15 protein-coding genes are annotated in these 17,001 nt (G+C 65.8%); 5 read left to right on the top strand and 10 right to left on the bottom strand.

The window, feature by feature from the left end:
• Positions 1-4 precede the first annotated feature (4 nt).
• On the bottom strand, positions 5-1,873 hold the full coding sequence (locus GGC64_RS27695; protein WP_192725772.1) for a glycosyltransferase family 39 protein: 1,869 nt from the start codon (positions 1,871-1,873) through the stop codon (positions 5-7).
• Between the two features lie 88 nt (positions 1,874-1,961).
• Here GGC64_RS27695 and GGC64_RS27690 point away from each other — a divergent pair, with 88 nt between their 5' ends.
• Complete coding sequence (locus GGC64_RS27690) at positions 1,962-2,732, top strand: trans-aconitate 2-methyltransferase (RefSeq protein ID WP_192725771.1); 771 nt, start codon at positions 1,962-1,964, stop codon at positions 2,730-2,732.
• On the opposite strand, the gene GGC64_RS27685 is transcribed toward GGC64_RS27690, so the two are convergent.
• Positions 2,721-3,521, bottom strand: coding sequence for a Stf0 family sulfotransferase (locus tag GGC64_RS27685; RefSeq protein WP_192725770.1), 801 nt, complete (start codon positions 3,519-3,521; stop codon positions 2,721-2,723). The two genes, GGC64_RS27690 and GGC64_RS27685, sit on opposite strands and share 12 nt — an antisense overlap.
• A gap of 66 nt (positions 3,522-3,587) precedes the next feature.
• A complete protein-coding gene (locus GGC64_RS27680; RefSeq protein ID WP_192725769.1) occupies positions 3,588-4,958 on the bottom strand; it encodes a sulfatase in 1,371 nt (456 codons plus the stop codon).
• A gap of 169 nt (positions 4,959-5,127) precedes the next feature.
• Between GGC64_RS27680 and GGC64_RS27675 the strand changes: the two genes are divergently transcribed.
• On the top strand, positions 5,128-6,696 hold the full coding sequence (locus tag GGC64_RS27675; RefSeq protein ID WP_192725768.1) for an HNH endonuclease signature motif containing protein: 1,569 nt from the start codon (positions 5,128-5,130) through the stop codon (positions 6,694-6,696).
• 14 nt (positions 6,697-6,710) lie between these two features.
• On the opposite strand, the gene GGC64_RS27670 is transcribed toward GGC64_RS27675, so the two are convergent.
• Positions 6,711-7,193, bottom strand: coding sequence for a hypothetical protein (locus GGC64_RS27670; protein WP_192725767.1), 483 nt, complete (start codon positions 7,191-7,193; stop codon positions 6,711-6,713).
• A gap of 62 nt (positions 7,194-7,255) precedes the next feature.
• On the opposite strand from GGC64_RS27670, the gene GGC64_RS27665 reads away from it, so the two are divergent.
• A complete protein-coding gene (locus GGC64_RS27665) occupies positions 7,256-7,927 on the top strand; it encodes a phosphatase PAP2 family protein (RefSeq protein ID WP_192725766.1) in 672 nt (223 codons plus the stop codon).
• On the opposite strand, the gene GGC64_RS27660 is transcribed toward GGC64_RS27665, so the two are convergent.
• Entirely contained in the window at positions 7,881-9,374 is a 1,494-nt protein-coding gene (locus GGC64_RS27660) for a bifunctional phosphatase PAP2/diacylglycerol kinase family protein (RefSeq protein ID WP_192725765.1), read from the bottom strand. The two genes, GGC64_RS27665 and GGC64_RS27660, sit on opposite strands and share 47 nt — an antisense overlap.
• Before the next feature lie 86 nt (positions 9,375-9,460).
• Here GGC64_RS27660 and GGC64_RS27655 point away from each other — a divergent pair, with 86 nt between their 5' ends.
• Positions 9,461-10,114 (top strand): L,D-transpeptidase family protein, encoded by a 654-nt coding sequence (locus GGC64_RS27655; protein WP_192725764.1) that lies wholly within the window; start codon positions 9,461-9,463, stop codon positions 10,112-10,114.
• Between the two features lie 3 nt (positions 10,115-10,117).
• On the opposite strand, the gene GGC64_RS27650 is transcribed toward GGC64_RS27655, so the two are convergent.
• Together GGC64_RS27650 and GGC64_RS27645 are read right to left on the bottom strand one after the other, a co-directional pair.
• Positions 10,118-10,576 carry a nuclear transport factor 2 family protein gene (locus GGC64_RS27650; RefSeq protein WP_192725763.1) on the bottom strand — a complete coding sequence of 153 codons (459 nt, stop codon included), beginning with the start codon at positions 10,574-10,576 and terminating at the stop codon, positions 10,118-10,120.
• Between the two features lie 10 nt (positions 10,577-10,586).
• Entirely contained in the window at positions 10,587-12,092 is a 1,506-nt protein-coding gene (locus GGC64_RS27645) for an FAD-dependent oxidoreductase (protein ID WP_192725762.1), read from the bottom strand.
• A gap of 160 nt (positions 12,093-12,252) precedes the next feature.
• Here GGC64_RS27645 and GGC64_RS27640 point away from each other — a divergent pair, with 160 nt between their 5' ends.
• Complete coding sequence (locus GGC64_RS27640; protein ID WP_192725761.1) at positions 12,253-14,019, top strand: Hsp70 family protein; 1,767 nt, start codon at positions 12,253-12,255, stop codon at positions 14,017-14,019.
• On the opposite strand, the gene GGC64_RS27635 is transcribed toward GGC64_RS27640, so the two are convergent.
• From GGC64_RS27635 to GGC64_RS27625, 3 genes are read right to left on the bottom strand one after another with little or no spacing between them, the layout of a single operon-like run.
• Positions 14,016-15,017: a dipeptide ABC transporter ATP-binding protein gene (locus GGC64_RS27635; protein WP_192725760.1), complete on the bottom strand. Its 1,002-nt coding sequence runs from the start codon at positions 15,015-15,017 to the stop codon at positions 14,016-14,018. The two genes, GGC64_RS27640 and GGC64_RS27635, sit on opposite strands and share 4 nt — an antisense overlap.
• A complete protein-coding gene (locus GGC64_RS27630) occupies positions 15,014-16,018 on the bottom strand; it encodes an ABC transporter ATP-binding protein (RefSeq protein ID WP_192725759.1) in 1,005 nt (334 codons plus the stop codon). The genes GGC64_RS27635 and GGC64_RS27630 overlap by 4 nt, the downstream gene beginning before the upstream one ends.
• Positions 16,015-16,977: an ABC transporter permease gene (locus GGC64_RS27625; RefSeq protein WP_192725758.1), complete on the bottom strand. Its 963-nt coding sequence runs from the start codon at positions 16,975-16,977 to the stop codon at positions 16,015-16,017. Before GGC64_RS27625 ends, GGC64_RS27630 begins: the two co-directional genes overlap by 4 nt.
• Between the last annotated feature and the right edge of the window lie 24 nt (positions 16,978-17,001).

The raw sequence follows: 17,001 nt of genomic DNA, 5'->3' as shown, positions 1-17,001 counted from the left end.
GCCCTCAGTTCAACCGGTAAACCGTGGATCCGCCGACGAATGTGCCGGGATAGTGCGCAGCCACCCAATCCGAGACCTCGCGAGTATGCGAAGCGGTGTGCAGTTCGCTGCGGATGACCTTGCCGTTTACGCCTGGTGAATTCGGGCCGCGGCCCGCCTCGACATAGTAGGAGATCTTGCCCTCGTGTACGTCGTCGATGAACTGTTGCAGCGTCGGAACCGGGTCGCCGCTCCAGCCGCCGACGGCCATCACCGATGTGCCAGAAGCGATTTCGAGGGCGGCTGCCGATTGAGAACCGTTCGTCGCAGCCGACCATTTGGTGTGAGTCGATGCCAACATGGCTGCGAGTTGGGGATTGGTCGCCTCGTCGTTGATCCAGCCACCCGAGACCTGTGACGTCCTGGCTGCGGTGGGCATCGTCCCGTGATGCGGCGTAGCGGCCGTCGCGACGGAGAACGCCGTTGTCGCGGCCAACGCAGCCACACCTCCGGTCACCAACGCAATCACCGGTGGGCGCGGCCACAGTAGACCGACAGCGCTGACTACGGCGACAGCGACGATCAGCCACGGCAACCATGGCCAGCCAAACGCATTGTGGCGCAATAGGAATGCCGACGGCACTGCGGCAAGCACGACCAATGCGGCTAGCGCGCAGCGGCCGTCCCAGCGCGCTCTTCGCCGCCACGCCCATATCGCGCCGATGCCGACAAGTGCGGCGATCGAGGGCGCCAGCGCGACCGTGTAATAGGGGTGAACGATCCCACCCATGAAGCTGAACACCACGCCGGTGACCAGCAGCCAGGCGCCCCACGTCACCAGCGCACACAACTCGGCGCGGCTCAGCGCTCGCCGCGCGGCCAGGTACGTTCCGAATGCGACGACGAACAACGCCGCCGCGATCAGCCACGAGATCTCGTTGGCCATCTCACCGGTGAACAGTCGGCGCATCCCGGTATGCCCGCCGAGCATCGGCACGCTCGAACTGCCCCAATCGCCGAGCGGCTTTCCCTCTCGACGGTGGCCGAGTAGGCGATTGATCCCGTTGTAGCCGAACGCCAGATCGAGCACAGTATTGTCCGTCGACCCGCCGATGTAGGGGCGCGCATTCGCCGGGATCAGTTGCACCGCAAGCACCCACCAACCCGCCGCGGCTATCAACGCCGCCGCCGCACCGAGCAGATGAAGCGCGCGCTTGCCCCAAGTCGTCGGCGCCACAAGCAGATACGCGACACCGAAGCCGGGCAGCACCAGGAACGCCTGCATCATCTTGGTGAGAAAGGCGATGCCCATCACGACCCCGACGAGCGTCAGCCAGCGCCACGACGCGGTGAGAGTGGCGCGCATCAGGCAATAGGCGGCGACGGTCAACAGCAGCACCAGCAGCGCGTCGGGGTTGTTGAACCTGAACATCAACGCCGCGGCGGGTGTCACCGCCATGGTCGCGCCGGCAAGTAGTCCCGCGGCCGCACCATGGTTGGGGTCGGAAAACGCGCGTCGCACCGCGCAATACAGCACGGCGACGGCCGCAACCCCCATCAGCGCCTGCGGCGCCAGCACCGACCAACTGTTCATCCCGAACAGTCGCACCGCCAGCCCGCTGACCCACAGCGAGGCGGGCGGCTTGTCGACAGTGATGAAGTTCTGCGCGTCAAGAGAGCCGAAGAACCACGCCGAAAAACTCTGCGAACCGGCCTGCGAGGCTGCGGCATAGAAGGTGTTGCCGTAGCCGCTGGCTGACAGGTTCCACAGATACAGCACCGCCGTCGCACCGAGCAGTGCGGCCAGCGCCCACCGCGACCAGGGCGTGACGCGCACCGGCGCGGTCGTCGGCGCGGCGAGCGGGCGGACCGGTTCGTCGACGAGGGCAGTCACGACGCATACGGTGCCGGTATTTACCAGCCGGGGCCCTGTGCCAGGGCTGCGAACCCGCTGTGAGTTGTGTGAATGCCACACTGGCGGCATGTGGAATCCCGACGTCTACCTGACCTTCGCCGATCATCGCGGACGCCCGTTCTACGACCTGTTGTCGCGGGTCAACGCCGATGCTCCCCGGCGGGTGGTCGACCTGGGCTGCGGCCCCGGGAATCTGACCGCGACGCTCGCGCAGCGGTGGCCCGACGCGGTCGTTGAGGCGTGGGACAGTTCGGTCGAGATGGTCGAGTCCGCCCGCGAGCGCGGCGTCGACGCTCACGTCGGCGACGTGCGGGAGTGGACTCCGCGGCCGGACACCGACGTGGTGGTGAGCAACGCGACGCTGCACTGGGTGCCGGAGCACGCCTCGTTGTTGGTTCGCTGGGCCCAGCAGCTTGACGCCGGGTCGTGGATCGCGATGCAGGTGCCAGGGAACTTCGACGCGCCGTCGCACCGGGCCGTGCGCGAGCTAGCACGTCGTGAGCGGTGGGCAGAAGCGTTGCAGGACTTCCCGTTTCGGGAGGGGCAGGTCGATGACCCGTCGGGGTATGCCGGTCTGCTCAGTGACGCAGGCTGCACCGTCGACGCGTGGGAGACCACCTACGTTCACGAACTCAGCGGCGAGAATCCGGTGCTGGAGTGGATCACCGGCACAGCGCTCACCCCGGTGAAGAGCCGGCTCAACGACGAACAGTGGCAGGAGTTTCGGCGGGAGCTGATCCCGATGCTCGACGCGGCCTACCCGGCGCGGGCCGATGGCAAGACGTTCTTCCCGTTCCGCCGGATCTTCGTAGTGGCACAGGTTGGGTCAGGTGGGTAGCCCGAGCTTGTCCGCGTCGGCCCGATAGCGGTCAACCCATTCGTCGGAGCGCTGATCGGCCTGGCGTTCCAGAACTGGTGGCGGTGCGAGCCGACGGTCCTGCCCGATTGCCTCGAGCACATCGCCGACGATCTGGGTGAGGTTGCGCCACAGAACGGGATACGCGATCTCGATCGGTGTGATGTTCTCTTCGTCGAACCAGGCCCGCCAGCCCTTCTCCTGTTCGCGCAGCAGCGTGACGACGTGTGCGATTGCCCCTGCGTGGTACTCGGCTCGGGAGTCACGCACTGGATCGGGTCTACCGCGCCAGACCCGGGTCTGCACCGCACGCCAGAACGAAACGGCCTGGGAGACAACGTCAGGACGGTGAACGTAGATCAGGACCGGGTCGCTGCCGATGACGTCGCGGATGGCTGAAAGCAAGCCGTCGCCCGACCGGTCGGGCAGGCCCGCTGCGCGCTGCAGCAGCAGGGGCGTCTGGTTCCACATCAGCTTGCCCCCCCAGATGCCGTTCGGCGTGCGGCCGACGGTGCGGATGTAGTCCCGCCATATCTCTGGTGGTGCGAGGTCGGGCTTGCCTTCGTCGAGCGGATCAAGCAGGCGATGGATCGACGGGTCGTCGACACCCTCGAACCATTGCCTCGGTTGCGGGGATTGGCTTGTGGTCGGCAGGTATTGGAAGAATTCGCCGGGTTCGCCTGCCACCCCCGTCGCGCGCAGCGATTCGACGAGCAGCGTGCTGCCACTGCGCTGTGAAGCGAGCACCAAGTAGGCCGTCGCATGTGACATGGGCGAGAGCATAACCGCATTCAATTCGGTTGGCAGGGACGATCATTGCGATCACAATGAGTAAATCTATTGCGCGGAACTGTGGTTCTCTTCGATGCCTCGCTCCGCCGCGATCGCCGATCGGCTGGTGATCTGTGGGCCATGAATGCGTAAATATGTTTCGGTGTAGCGCTCGGCAATCCGCGTGCCCGCGAACTCGGATGGGATGACGTCGTTGGTCTTGTGGCGCCAGTCGTCGAGCAGCAGCGCGAGATCGTTGGCGATCGCTTCGGACTTGTCGGTGACGTCGGCTGCCAACAGGTTGTGCGTTTCCGTCGGATCCTCGACGAGATCGTAGAGCTCACGCGCCGGCCGCTCGGATTGGATGAGCGGCTCCATCACGCGGCCGGGAGCGCTCTCCGCGATGTCCCAGGGCAAGTCAAGCAGCGGGCGCGTTGCGTAGTTCTCGATGTAGCTGTACTCCTTCGTCCGCACGGCCCGGATCGGGTCGAAGGAATCGTGGTACGTCTTGGTCGTGTAGACCTCGGTCCGCACCGGGTTGGCGCCTGCCGCTCGCAGGCCCCTTGCGTGGGACAGACCTTCGACGTCCTCGGGAATGTTCAGGCCGAGCAAATCGAGCAGCGTGGGCAGTAGGTCGACGCCGCTGAACAACTCGTCGTAGGTCTGGGGCTCGATGCCCGCACCGCGCGGAGGCCGCACGATCAGCGCGATACCGGTGCCCGCGTCGTACAGCGTCGATTTGGCGCGCGGCAGCGCTGGACCGTGGTCGGTGATGAATACGACCCAGGTGTTTTCGGCGAGGCCCGTTTGATCGAGGGTGTCGAGGAGGCGGCCGACAGCGGCGTCCGCGACAGTGATCGATCCGTAGAACTCGGCAAGGTCCTCGCGGATGTCGTCGGTGTCGGGCAGGTAGTCGGGCACCACCACGTCGTCGGCGTCCGCGGGGTCGTAGCGGTCCCGCGGATAGGGCCGATGCGTTTCGAAGAAGCCCGCGGTGAGCAGGAACGGCTGCTCGGGCGCGTCGGTGAGCCAGCGGGTGGCGTGTTCGACGACGTACTCGCAGTAGGAGTTGGACACGTCGAACTCGTCGTAGCCCAGCCGCGTCGGATATGACGTTTCGTGCTGCATACCGAATAGCGCTGTGTGCCAACCGGATTCGGCAAGGATATGGGGAAGCGTGCGAACACCTGCGCGGTACTCCCAGCCGTGGTGGGCGAGGCCGACAAGACCGTTGCTCTGCGGGTAGCGGCCGGTGAACAACGAGCCGCGCGAGGGCGAGCACAGCGGCGCTGTGGCGTGGGCGCGGGTGAAGACGACGCCTTCGGCGGCCAGCCGGTCCAGTCGGGGGCTCTCGACGTCGGTGTGACCGTAGGCGCCGAGGTAGCGGCCGAGGTCGTGCCAGTGGACCAGCAGGACGTTGTCCCGTCGCACAGTCACTCGGTTGGTCCTCCTTCTGCCGTCGGCCCACCGAACACCGCATGCGGGGATTCGGCAACCCTTTGGCTCACTGACGAAGTTATCCCCAGGTCCGAATTCATCCACAGGTTGGGCTTGGTGGCCAGGTTTAGCCGGGTCTGCGTCTTTGGGAGTGGGTAGCTTCGCTCATATGTTCGATCAACTCGTGGCGGCCGCGGCCGGTGCCTGTGGTGCCGGTGCGGTGGGGGCGTGGGCGCGGGTGGAGAACGCGGTGTGTGCTCGAAGGTTGTCCGCGATCGCCGATGTGCTTGCCGCGCGGATGGCGGCCGATGATTGCGCCGAGCGCGAGCAGTGGTGTGTTGACAATTGGGATGCCGTGGCCGCTGAGGTGGCCGCGGCCCACGATGTGTCGCTGGGGGTGGCCTCCCATCAGCTGCTGATCGCGATGGCGCTGCGCGAGCGGCTGCCCCGGGTGGCCGAGGTTTTTGCCACCGGCCGGATTTCTTACCGGCAGGTCAATGCGATCGTGTATCGCACCGGGCTGATCCGCGACGCCGGGGCGCAGGCCGCAGTCGATGTGGAGTTGGCCGCGGCAGCGGTGGGCTGGGGATCGATGTCGGTGGCCAAGGTCGAGGCAGCCATCGATTACTGGGTGGATCGCTATGACCCCGATGCCGTGCGCCGCATTGAAACCAGTGTCCGGGGCAGGCATGTGGACGTGGTCGACGCTGCGAACGGCAGCGGGGTGTCCTATCTGGAGGCCACCTTGCTCAGCCAGGACGGCGCGGCGCTGGATCAACGGTTGGAGACGATGGCGGGCGCGGTGTGTGAGGCCGATCCGCGCACGCTGGATCAGCGCCGCAGCGACGCGTTGGGCGCGCTGGGGCACGGCGCCGATCGGCTGCAGTGCCTGTGCGGAAGACCCGACTGCGACGCGGCAGCCAAGACGCCCAGCGCGGTGGTGATCAACGTGATCGCCGAGCAGGACAGCCTCACTGATGACACCGCCACGCGGCTGGACGGGGCCGAGGCGCAAGGGCCAAGCACCGCAGAGCTGCGAGAGATGAGCATCGCGCAGGCGTTGGCGCAGCCCGAGCCGACGGGCAGCCCGAACAGCAAGCCCGCTCTGGTGATGGGTGGCGGGATTCTGCCCGCACCGTTGCTGGCGGCCAAACTGGCCACCACTGCGGTGATTCGTCCGGTGATTCACCCCGGTGACAGTCCGCCCGAGCCCCGATATGCGCCTTCGGCGGGGTTGGCGCGGTTTGTGCGCTGCCGGGATCTGACGTGTCGCTTCCCCGGCTGTGACGAACCGGCAGATCATTGCGACTTGGACCATACGATCCCTTATCCAGACGGGCCGACGTGTGCGTCGAACATCAAATGCCTGTGCCGAAAACACCACCTGCTCAAGACATTCTGCGGCTGGTTAGACCGACAACTACCGGATGGCACCGTCATCTGGACCAGCCCAAGCGGGCAGACCTTCACTACCTACCCGGGTAGCCGGCTGCTGTTTCCATCGCTGTGCCGACCCACCGCACCGGTCACCACACCGACTCATGCAGCTAGTGCTCAACCTGGTCGCGCACTGAAGATGCCGCGCCGCACGAACACCCGGGCCCAAGATCGCGTCAACCGCATCGACGAAGAACGCGCCCGCAACCACGAACTCCGCCAAAACCTCGAAAACGATTGTAACGACGCCTATTTCCCCACACGCCCACCACCAGGGGACGACGACCCACCGCCGTTCTAACGCTTTTCGCGCGATTACGGGTGGTAGGGCACACCGACTGCGCGGAACACATATTCCGGAGGCACATCGAAGGCCAGAGATCGCCGGGGCAGCCGCATGAGCAGATCCTCGGGGAGCGATTCCTTGTAGTGCAGCGAAAGATGTCCACTGCAACGGGGATCGACCTCGGCGACGTCGACGTCGAGCAGAAGCCCCGTCGTCGAAAGCTCGCCCTTGACGGCCCCGCCCTGCGGCGCATCCCACCGCAGATCGACGGTGCGCCCGGCCAGCTTCGGCACCGAGGACAGCGTGGCAAGCACCCGCTGATTGGTCAGCACCAGCGAGCCGACATAACTCGAAATGCTGCCCGCCGAGCGCATACCGGGGACCCGTCCACTGAACCGCCGAGTGACAGAAACGTACTCGGCGAGGTGAATGATGCCCTCCGCCTCGACCTCGGCGCGCAACTCGGCAGGCAGCTTGCCGATTCCCAGCAGCTTTCGCAGAAACACGGCCATGTCCAGTAACCCTAACGCGACCTCGCAGCCGCGCGGGCGATAGAGGTGGTAGAGCTGAAGAGGTGACACCCCGCAAGACCTGGCTGATCGCGTCGGCCGCACTGGCCTTCGCGGTGTTCGGGCTGATGTGGGTCGGTTACGCGTCAAACTGGGCCTGGCTGGCGACGATTGACGCGTCCTTGCTGGAGGCCGGGCATCGCTATGCCGCCGGCCACCGCGGCTGGGTGACCGCATGGGATGTGTTCTGCACGGTGCTCGGGCCCACCGCGTTCCGGCTGCTGACCCTGGCCGTGATCGTCTTCGCGTTGGTGCGCCGCAACGTGCGGGTCGCGATGTTTCTGGTGGTCAGTGTCGAGCTCACCGGAATCATCACTGAGATCGCCAAATACGCCGCCAGTCGGCCGCGTCCGGCGACCGCGTTGGTCGCCGCGCCGTCGAGCTCGTTTCCGTCGGGCCACGCGCTCGGCGTAATGACAGCGGTGCTGGCCCTGCTGACCGTTGCGCTTCCCGTCGTGCGCCGACCGCTGAGGGGTTGGCTGATCGCGGTTGGCGCATTGGTTGTGGTTGCTATCGGCATCGGGCGCGTCGTGCTCAACGTGCACTATCCAACGGACGTGATCGCCGGATGGGCCTTCGGCTACGCGTATTTCGTCGCGTGCCTGCTGATCGTCCCGCCGGTGCGGCCCGTCACGGTAACGGACGAAAGACCGGCAGCGCTCGGTACCGCACGCTGAAGGTGGCCTCGGTGACCTCGCTGCCGACCTCGCCGTCGTGCGCCAGTACCGTCGGCCCGTCCACCGCGCGGAAGCTGAACTCCGGCACCCGCAACTCGTGGTACAGCGGGCTGCGCTCAAGGCGGCCGAGCGCAAGCGCAGCGACGATCCTGGTCCTGCTCAAGCGTCGGCCCGTCTCCAGGATCCTTACATCGAGCAGGCCGTCGTCCATGCGCGTGCGCCGTGACGGTGCGAATCCCGACGGCAGATACGTCGAATTGCCGACGAAGAACAGTGAGGTCTGCAACGTCTTGTTGTCGTAGGTGATGCGCACAGGCTGGTCGTGCCGCAGCGTGTGGAACATCGCGTACAGCCCCGCCAGCGGCTTGCTGATCTTGTGCTCGAGGCGCTCGCGCGTCTGCACGAACGTGGGGTAAGCGCCGATGCTCGCGGTGTTGATCACCATTCGGCCCTCGTTGAGGCACACCAGATCGACGCAGGCCACACTGCCGCGCCGGATGGCGTCCACCGTCTTCGCGACGGTGTCGCAGCCGATGTCCTTCGCAAAATGGTTGAACGTGCCGCCGGGGAACACTGCCAGCGGTAGACCCGCCTCCGTCGCGACACTGGCTGCGCACGACACCGTACCGTCGCCGCCCGCCACCGCGAGGACTTCGGCCCGTCCCGCGGCTTTGTTCAATGCCTCTTCGACGTCGTCGTCCTCGCCGAGTTCGACAATTTCGGTCTGCGGCAACGCCTCTCGCACCTCGTCGATGACGCGTGCGCCTGTTCCGCCGCCCGACGCCGGGTTCACCACCAACACCACGCCGGCGCCGTCCGGTCGTTCGGGAGCCTCCACGCGCAGCGGATCCGCCGTCGGAATCTTGGTCACCACGACTGGTGGCACCACGCGCCCACCCAGCACCGCAATGCCCGCGCCGATGCCGAAACCCGCGAATACATCGCCGGGATAGTGCGCACCGGTTGCCACTCGCGACAGGCCGACCAAGCCGGCCAACAGCGCCAGTCCAAGACCAAGCGGCGGGCTCTCAAGACCGACCCCCACCGCGAAAGCCGCGGCGCTGGCTGAGTGGCCCGACGGCAGGGAATTCGACGTCGGCGAGCGACGCCCCCGGCGGGCCAACGGCACAGTCAGCCTATTCGGCCTCTGCCGCACCCAGATCCTCTTCGCGATTTGATTGGTCAACAGGCTGGTTATCGCCAACGAGACAACCCCTCGGGTCGCCCCGCGGCGCGCGGATGGACCGCCGAGCGCGCCGAGCAGGGCGGCGATGACGAACCACAGCTTCGAATGGTCAGCGGCCCAGGTCAGCCGGGGCATGGTGGCGTCCAGCAGGGGGCTGGGTGATTCCGCGATGGCCTCGAAGACCTCGCGGTCCAGGGTGCCAAGGCCCTCGCCGATTTGCCGAATACCGCGTCGGCGCCCTCGCAAGGGCAGCAATTCCATGAGGACAAGGTAGCCGGATCCGGCGATCCTCAATCGTGTCTGAACCTTTACTTGACCCTAGCTGTGGCACCACTGACGATGAATGCGTGCGCCGACTGCTCGCTGTGCTGTGCGCTGCAGCCGTCTATCTGACTGCGGCGCCCGTTGCGAACGCTGACTTCACACCGTGGTTCGCCCCGCAGGTCGGCAATGCCACGCAGGTGATTTCCGTTGTGGGAGCGGGTGGTTCGTCGGCGAAGATGGACGTCTTCCAACGCGGCCCTGCGGGATGGGAGGCCGTCCGCGCCGGTATCCCCGCCCATGTCGGCGCCAACGGCTTCGCCGCCGAGACCCACGACGGCAACATGGCCACCCCGCTTGGCATCTACACCCTCGACTTCGCGTTCGGCACCGCGCCCAACCCCGGCGGGGGCCTGCAGTACGTCCAAGTCGGCAAGGACCATTGGTGGGACGGCGATATGAAGAGCCCGACCTACAACACCATGCAGGTCTGCAAGAAGGCACAGTGCCCGTTCGACACATCACCGGACAGCGGCACCGAGAACCTCGACATCCCGCAGTACGCACACGCCGTCGTGATGGGCGTCAACAAGGCCAGGGTGCCTGGCAACGGAGGTGCGTTCTTCCTTCACACCACCGACGGTGGACCCACCGCGGGATGCGTGGCGATCGACGATGGCACCTTGGTGGAGGTCATGCGCTGGCTGCAACCGGGTGCGCTGATCGCGATAACCAAATAGCCGTCAAATGTTAAGGGCGCGACCGGCTTTCACCTTGAAGTTGAGATTCTCGGTCGACATCGACGCATCGTAGGTGCGGTCGTAGCCCGTTTCGCTGATCTTCCAGCCTTCGGCGGTGCGACGGTAGCGGTCATGATAGAAGCCCGCGCCGATCAGCATGAAGTTGAAGTCCGGCGCGATCACCCGGTCCTGCAGGTACCAGATCGCCGTCGCCTCATCACCGTCGACGGTGATCTCGGGATGGGTGACGCGGTGCTCGGTGAGGATTTCGGGACCGAGTGACGAGCGCATGAACGAGACCAGCTCGTCGCGGTTCGTGAAGTGGTGCTCCTCGCCGATCGATTCGCCGTACCTGCCGACCACATCTTCGGTCAGCGTGTCGGCGAAGTCGTCCCAGTGCTTCGTGTCGAGGGCACGAAGGTACCGGTATTTGACTTGCTGGATCTCGTCGATGTCGCCCATGGGCGACAGGCTACTGCGCCGCGGTCAGGCCTCGCGTCGCCGGGCCTTCGAGCAGCGTGCCGTCGGGGGCGAACCGCGAGCCGTGCAACGGGCATTCCCACGATTCGTCGGCGTCGTTCCAGTTGACGATCCCGCCGAGGTGCGGGCAGACCGGTGACACCCTGTGCTCGACACCATCGACGACGCTGCGGGCCTCCAGGTCCCACGGCGGACCGCTGACCACACCACCACTTTCCGGTGTGCGGTTGCCGATCCGCGTCACCGGCGTGATCCACCCCTTGGCCAAGTTGAATCCGACTTCGAGGTTGGCCTGCAACGCCTTCGGAATGCCCGACAGCTCGTGCGGGCTCCAGCTGGCGAATGCGTTCGCCCAATCCATCCGGCCACCGAGGATCCGACTCGACAACGCCAGCGCCGCAGCGGTGCCGTTCGTCATACCCCACTTGTCGAAACCCGTTGCGACAAAGATCTTCTCGTTGCCCGGCAGGATCGGGCCGACGTAGGGCAACTCGTCGGCAGACGTGTAGTCCTGCGCCGACCAGTAATGGGTCTGCATCGCGCCCGGGTAATGCAACTTGGCCCACGAATCCAACTCCTGGACCGAGCACGCCGGGCTCTTCTCGCGGCCAACCGGATGGCCTGCACCGCCGACCAGCAGCCGATCACCGTCGGCCGTCGGCGCGTAACGCACTGAGCGAGTTGGTGAGTCGGCCGACAGGTACATGCCGCGGGTGATGTTGCCCGGCACCTTGTACGCCATGCAGTAAGACCGGCTCGGCTTGAGCCTCGCAAAGAAGCCGCCGCGATCGAGGATCGGAATGCCGGTCGCCAGCACGCATTGCGCGGCTTGGACGTCGAACTCATCACCGTCGGCGGTGCGCACGTGCAGGGCCAATCCATCGCCCTTACCCGAAACGCTTTGCACGCGAACGCCTTGCGCCAATCGACCGCCACGCTCGTCGAGCTCCACAATCAAACTGTCCAGCAAGGGCATCGGGTCGAATTGCGCCTGATCGGCCAGTCGCGCTCCGCCGTGATAGGGGAATGGCACGTCGGCGTCGTCCACCCAGTCGACGGCCAAGCCCGCCGCCTCACACGCCTCCAGTTCCGCGCGCGCGGCCGCCACACCCTTCTCGGATTGTGCGTACGTGTATGCGTCCTCCCGCTGCACCGAAATGCCGTGTGCCTCGCAGTGCTGAATCAGCCACTCCTGGCCTTCGAGGTTGCCCTGGACGTACTGCTGGGCGGTTTTCGCACCGTGCTTGCCGACGATCTTCGACATCTTGGTGCCCTGCAGCAGGCTGATCTTTGCGGTCGTGTTGCCGGTCGCCCCGGCTCCCGCGGAGTGCGCTTCCAGCACGAGAACATCCTTGCCGGCCCGGGCCAGCAGGACGGCGGTGATCAATCCGGTCAGGCCTGCGCCGACAACCGCGACGTCTGCCGACCTATTGGCCTCGGCCAGCGGACTTGGCGGTAGCGGCCGGTCGATTCGATCGGCGAGCCACAGTGAAGTCATGGCCTTCGCTGTACCCAGGCCGGCACGGACGAAACCCTGGCCGCAACATTGAAACCTGTGTCCCGGCTATGTGGTTGAGGTAAACCCGCTGGCAATGGCGCCCAAAAAGCGGAGTGTCTAACGGAATTGGTCTCCTCGGACCGCTATCGTGAGCTCCGTTATGAGCGACCCGTTGGGGTTGTCGATCGGGACGACCAACCTGGTCGCGGCGCGAGTCGGCAATCAACCGCTGATCCGGCGCTCGGTGTTGACCCTGCATGGACACGCCGCGCCTGACGTCGGTGTGCCCTCTGCGCACACCGACGGCGTCGTGCTGAGCGGATTCGTCGAGCGGGTCGGCGACCCGGTTCCGCTGGTGGCCCCCGACGGGTCGTCGCATCTCGCCGACAAACTGCTCGCCGACGCCCTCGAGGCGATGGTCTACGCCAGTGGTGGCCAGCCGTCGCCGCAGACCGCGATCGCCGTGCCCGCACATTGGGGCACATCGACGCTGTGGGCGCTGCGCAACGCGATGCGCGCGAAGCCGAGCCTGGCACCCAACGGCACCCCGGTCCGGCTGGTCTCCGATGCCGTCGCCTCGCTGACCGCGCTGCACGCCAGCCCAGGCCTGACCCCGCACGGTGTGGTCGCACTGCTGGACTTCGGCGGCGGCGGCACCAGCATCACACTCGCCGACGCCGCAGCCGGCTTCGAGCCGATGGAGGACACCGCCCGCTACACCGAGTTCTCCGGCGACCTGATCGACCAGGCGCTGCTGAACCACGTGCTGCAGAACATCGCCGACGCCGGTGGTGTCGACCCTGCCGGTACCGCCGCGGTCGGTTCACTGACCAGGCTGCGCGAAGAGTGCCGCAACGCCAAGGAGCGGCTGTCTGCCGAAAGCACCACCGAGCTGACGGCCGAGCTGCCCGGCTACCGTTCGGCAATCCAGGTGACTCGTGCCGATCTGGAAAACCTGATCGCGCAACCACTGAGCGGTGTGCTCGTCGCTCTGGAAAAAGCCTTGGAGCGCAACAGGATCAGCTGGTCGAATGTCTCTGCGGTAGTCACCATCGGCGGTGGTGCCAGCATTCCGCTGATCACTGCGCAGCTCTCCGAGCACTCGCAGGCGCCGGTGGTGACGACGCCTCAGCCTGCGCTCGACGCGGCCGTTGGGGCAGCCCTATATGCCGCTTACGGTGCCGATGCCGAGGCGCCGACCGGGATGGCGCCGATGCCGCCGGTTCCGGTCGTCGATCCCGTCAGCTCGCCGGATTCCGCGACGTTCCGTGCGCTCGCCTGGTCGCAGGACGACGACGCCGACGATGTCGTGCCCTACACCGGCGACATCTACTCGAGCGATGTGACGTCGGCCCGCCCCCAAGTACAGTACGTCCCGCCGACCGAGCCGATCGAGGAGCCGCATTCAACGTGGAATCGGCTGCCGCAGTTGATATTCGGTATTGCCGCGGTGGTCGCCGTTGTTGCTGTCGGCGGCGTCGCGATCGCGCTCACAAGTGCCAGCGGCAGCACCAAGGCGACCGAGCCGGCCAAGACCGCCACCTCCGCACCGCCGCCGCCACCGACAAGCGCGGAACCGCCGCCTGCGGCTCCGGCCCCGGTCGAGACGGTCACCGTGACCAGCGAGGCGCCACCACCGCCGCCCGTCACGACGTACGTTCCCCCGCCGACCACGACGCATGTGGTGACGACGACCACCACCGAGCCCACCACGACCACAACCACCACTACAACCACCACGACTACGACGACCACCACGACACCGACGACGACCACCACCACGACGACGACCACGACGACACCACCGATGACGACGACGTACATCAACGTGCCGTTCGTTCCGGTGCCGATCCCGATTCAGGTGCCGAACAATCCTGCTCCGCAGGCCCCGCAGTACGAGTACCCGCAGCCTCAGCAGGTGCCCTAGACGGCGGCCTGCTCGACGTTGCGCGGGTGGTGACAGGCGGCCACGTGTGCGGCCGCGTGCTCGAGCAACGCGGGCTCGTCCGTCGCGCACACCTCGGTGGCCCACGGGCATCGGGTGTGGAAGCTGCAACCCGGCGGTGGATCGATGGGGCTCGGCACGTCGCCCTGCAGCACGAGTCGTTCGCGGGCGGCGTTGCGTTTCGGATCGGGGATCGGCACCGCGGACAGCAGCGCGTTCGTATACGGGTGAATCGGCTTGCGGAACAGGTCTTCGGTGTCCGAGTTCTCGACCACCTTGCCGAGATACATCACCGCAACCCGGTCGGACACATGCCGCACCACCCCGAGGTCGTGGGCCACGAACAGATACGACAGGCCGAACTCGTCCTGAAGTTCCTTGAGCAGGTTGATGATCTGCGCCTGCACCGAAACATCAAGTGCCGAAACGGGTTCGTCGGCGACGATGAACTTCGGATGCAGGGCCAGCGCCCTTGCGATACCGATGCGCTGGCGCTGCCCGCCGGAGAACTCGTGCGGGTAGCGGTTGTAGTGCTCGGGGGAAAGGCCCACGCGGTCCAGTAGCTCCTGAACCCTGCGCTTCAACTCGGCGCCGCCGGCCAGCCCATGCAGCTGTAGCGGATCGCCGATGATCTGGCCGACGCGCTTGCGTGGGTTCAGCGACGCGAACGGGTCCTGGAAGATCATTTGCATCTGTCGCCGCAGCGGGCGAAGGTCGCGGTGCGAGCGACCGACCAACTCCTCGCCGAGAAACTTGACCGACCCCGACGTCGGCTGCGTCAGTTGCAAGATCGCGCGGCACAGCGTCGATTTGCCACAGCCGGATTCGCCGACGAGGCCCAGTGTTTCGCCTTCGTGCAAGGTGAGGCTGACGCCGTCGACCGCGCGCACCCTGGCGACTTCGCGGTCGATGAGCACCCCGGATCTGATCGGGAAGTGTTTGACGAGGTCGGTGACCTCCAGTAGCGGATCGCCCTTCACGGAATCACCTGCGCTCGACGGGATTTCTTCTCTTCAGGGTCGAGCCAGCACCGGTCCAGATGTTCGCCGCCGACACGGGCCTGCAACGGTGGCAGCTCGTCACATTTGTCGAACCTATGGGGGCAACGGGGCGCGAACCGGCAGCCTTGCGGCGGCGCCAGTAGCGACGGCGGCTGGCCGGGGATCTGCGCAAGTCGAGTGCCGCGCGTTTGGTCGAGCCGCATCAGCGACCCGAGCAGACCCCAGGTGTAGGGATGCTGTGGGTCGTAGAACGTCTCGTCCAGCGTGGCGTTCTCCACGATCTGGCCCGCGTACATGACCAGCACCCGATCTGCGATCTCCGCCACCACCCCGAGGTCGTGGGTGATGAGGACGATGGCGAGGTCGCGTTCGCGGTTGAGATCGTCGAGTAGACGCAGGATCTGGGCCTGCACCGTGACGTCGAGGGCGGTGGTCGGCTCGTCGGCGATGAGCACGTCCGGTTCGAGCGCGAGCGCCATCGCGATCATCACGCGCTGGCGCATGCCGCCGGAGAACTCGTGCGGATAATGCCGCACGCGCCGTTCGGGGTTCGGGATACCCACCGACCGAAGTAGTTCCACGGCCCGGTCGGCCGCCTCGTGTTTCGACACGTCGCGATGTGCCCGGATCATCTCGATGATCTGATCCCCGACCCGGTAAACGGGGTTCAGCGATGACATCGGGTCTTGGAACACCATGGCGATCTGCTCGCCGCGGACGTCGCGCAGCTCGTCGTCCTCGAGCCCGTTGAGCTCACGGCCGCGATAGCTGACGGATCCGGTGATCCTGGCATTGGAGGCGCGGGTGAGCCCGGTAATCGTTTGCGCTGTAACGCTTTTACCTGACCCTGACTCGCCGACGATGGCCAGCACCTCGCCGGCACGCAGCTCGAACGAGACGCCGCCGACCGCCTGGACCACACCGTCCTCGGTGGCGAAGCTGACTTTGAGGTCGTCGACCTTGAGGATCGCTTCGGTCATGCCGGTGCCGCCTCACCAAGCCGGATACGCGGATCCAGCACCGCATAGGCGAAGTCGACGATCGTGTTGAACAGCACGATGAAGAACGCACCGAACAGTGTGACGCCGATCAGCGGGGGTAGGTCGAGGCTGCGGATCGCCTCACCCGCATACAGTCCGACCCCGTTGAGGTTGTACACCGTTTCGGTGAGGATGGCGCCACCTCCGACCACCTGACCGAAGTCCAGCCCGAACAGCGTGACGATCGGAATCATCGAGTTGCGAAGCACGTGGCGGATGCGCACCTGCCGTTCGGAGAGTCCCTTGGCCCGCGCGGTTCGCACGTAGTCTTCGTTCATCGCGTCGAGCATGTTGGACCGCAACATTCGACTGTAGAACCCGACGAACAGCACGGCCAGCGTGAACCACGGCAGGATCAGGTGAGACGCCCAACCCACCGGATCCTCCGTCAGCGGCACGTAACTGCCTGTCGGGAATAGCTGAATCTTGAACGTGAGGAAGTACAGCAGGATCGCGGCCAGCCAGAACACGGGCATCGAAATGCCGACCAGCGAAAGGATTGTCAGGGCGCGGTCGGTGAACTTCCCGGCGTGCATCGCGCTCAGGTAACCGAACAGCACCGCCAGTGCCATCCAGATCACCGCAGCCCCGATGCACAACGAGAACGTGGCGGGTATTCCGTCCCAGATCTGCTGAACGACGTTGCGGTCCTTCGCATATGACATCAGCTGACCGGTGAAGATCTGCTTCATCATCGTCAGGTACTGAATCGGAAGCGGCTTATCGAGACCGAGATCCGCGCTGACCCTTGCGATCAGTGCAGGGTCGGCGTTCTTGCCGGCGATCCGCGCCGCGGGGTCGGAGTTCGGGATGACGTTGAAGATCAGGAACACGATCACCGAGATCGCGAACAGCACTGCGATCATGCCGAGAAGACGCCTGACTATGAATCTGGCCATCAGAATGCTCGTTTCGCCACGGGA

It is taken from the genome of Mycobacterium sp. OAS707, assembly GCF_014873705.1.
Lineage (GTDB): Bacteria > Actinomycetota > Actinomycetes > Mycobacteriales > Mycobacteriaceae > Mycobacterium.
This window is presented reverse-complemented; position numbering and strand designations above follow the sequence as displayed.

Coding starts and splice junctions, on each gene's coding strand:
- GGC64_RS27645 (WP_192725762.1), bottom strand. CDS start 12,092: ATGACTTCACTGTGGCTCGCCGATCGAATCGACCGGCCGCTACCGCCA.
- GGC64_RS27670 (WP_192725767.1), bottom strand. CDS start 7,193: ATGGCCGTGTTTCTGCGAAAGCTGCTGGGAATCGGCAAGCTGCCTGCC.
- GGC64_RS27650 (WP_192725763.1), bottom strand. CDS start 10,576: ATGGGCGACATCGACGAGATCCAGCAAGTCAAATACCGGTACCTTCGT.
- GGC64_RS27660 (WP_192725765.1), bottom strand. CDS start 9,374: ATGGAATTGCTGCCCTTGCGAGGGCGCCGACGCGGTATTCGGCAAATC.
- GGC64_RS27630 (WP_192725759.1), bottom strand. CDS start 16,018: ATGACCGAAGCGATCCTCAAGGTCGACGACCTCAAAGTCAGCTTCGCC.
- GGC64_RS27675 (WP_192725768.1), top strand. CDS start 5,128: ATGTTCGATCAACTCGTGGCGGCCGCGGCCGGTGCCTGTGGTGCCGGT.
- GGC64_RS27625 (WP_192725758.1), bottom strand. CDS start 16,977: ATGGCCAGATTCATAGTCAGGCGTCTTCTCGGCATGATCGCAGTGCTG.
- GGC64_RS27690 (WP_192725771.1), top strand. CDS start 1,962: ATGTGGAATCCCGACGTCTACCTGACCTTCGCCGATCATCGCGGACGC.
- GGC64_RS27640 (WP_192725761.1), top strand. CDS start 12,253: ATGAGCGACCCGTTGGGGTTGTCGATCGGGACGACCAACCTGGTCGCG.
- GGC64_RS27685 (WP_192725770.1), bottom strand. CDS start 3,521: ATGTCACATGCGACGGCCTACTTGGTGCTCGCTTCACAGCGCAGTGGC.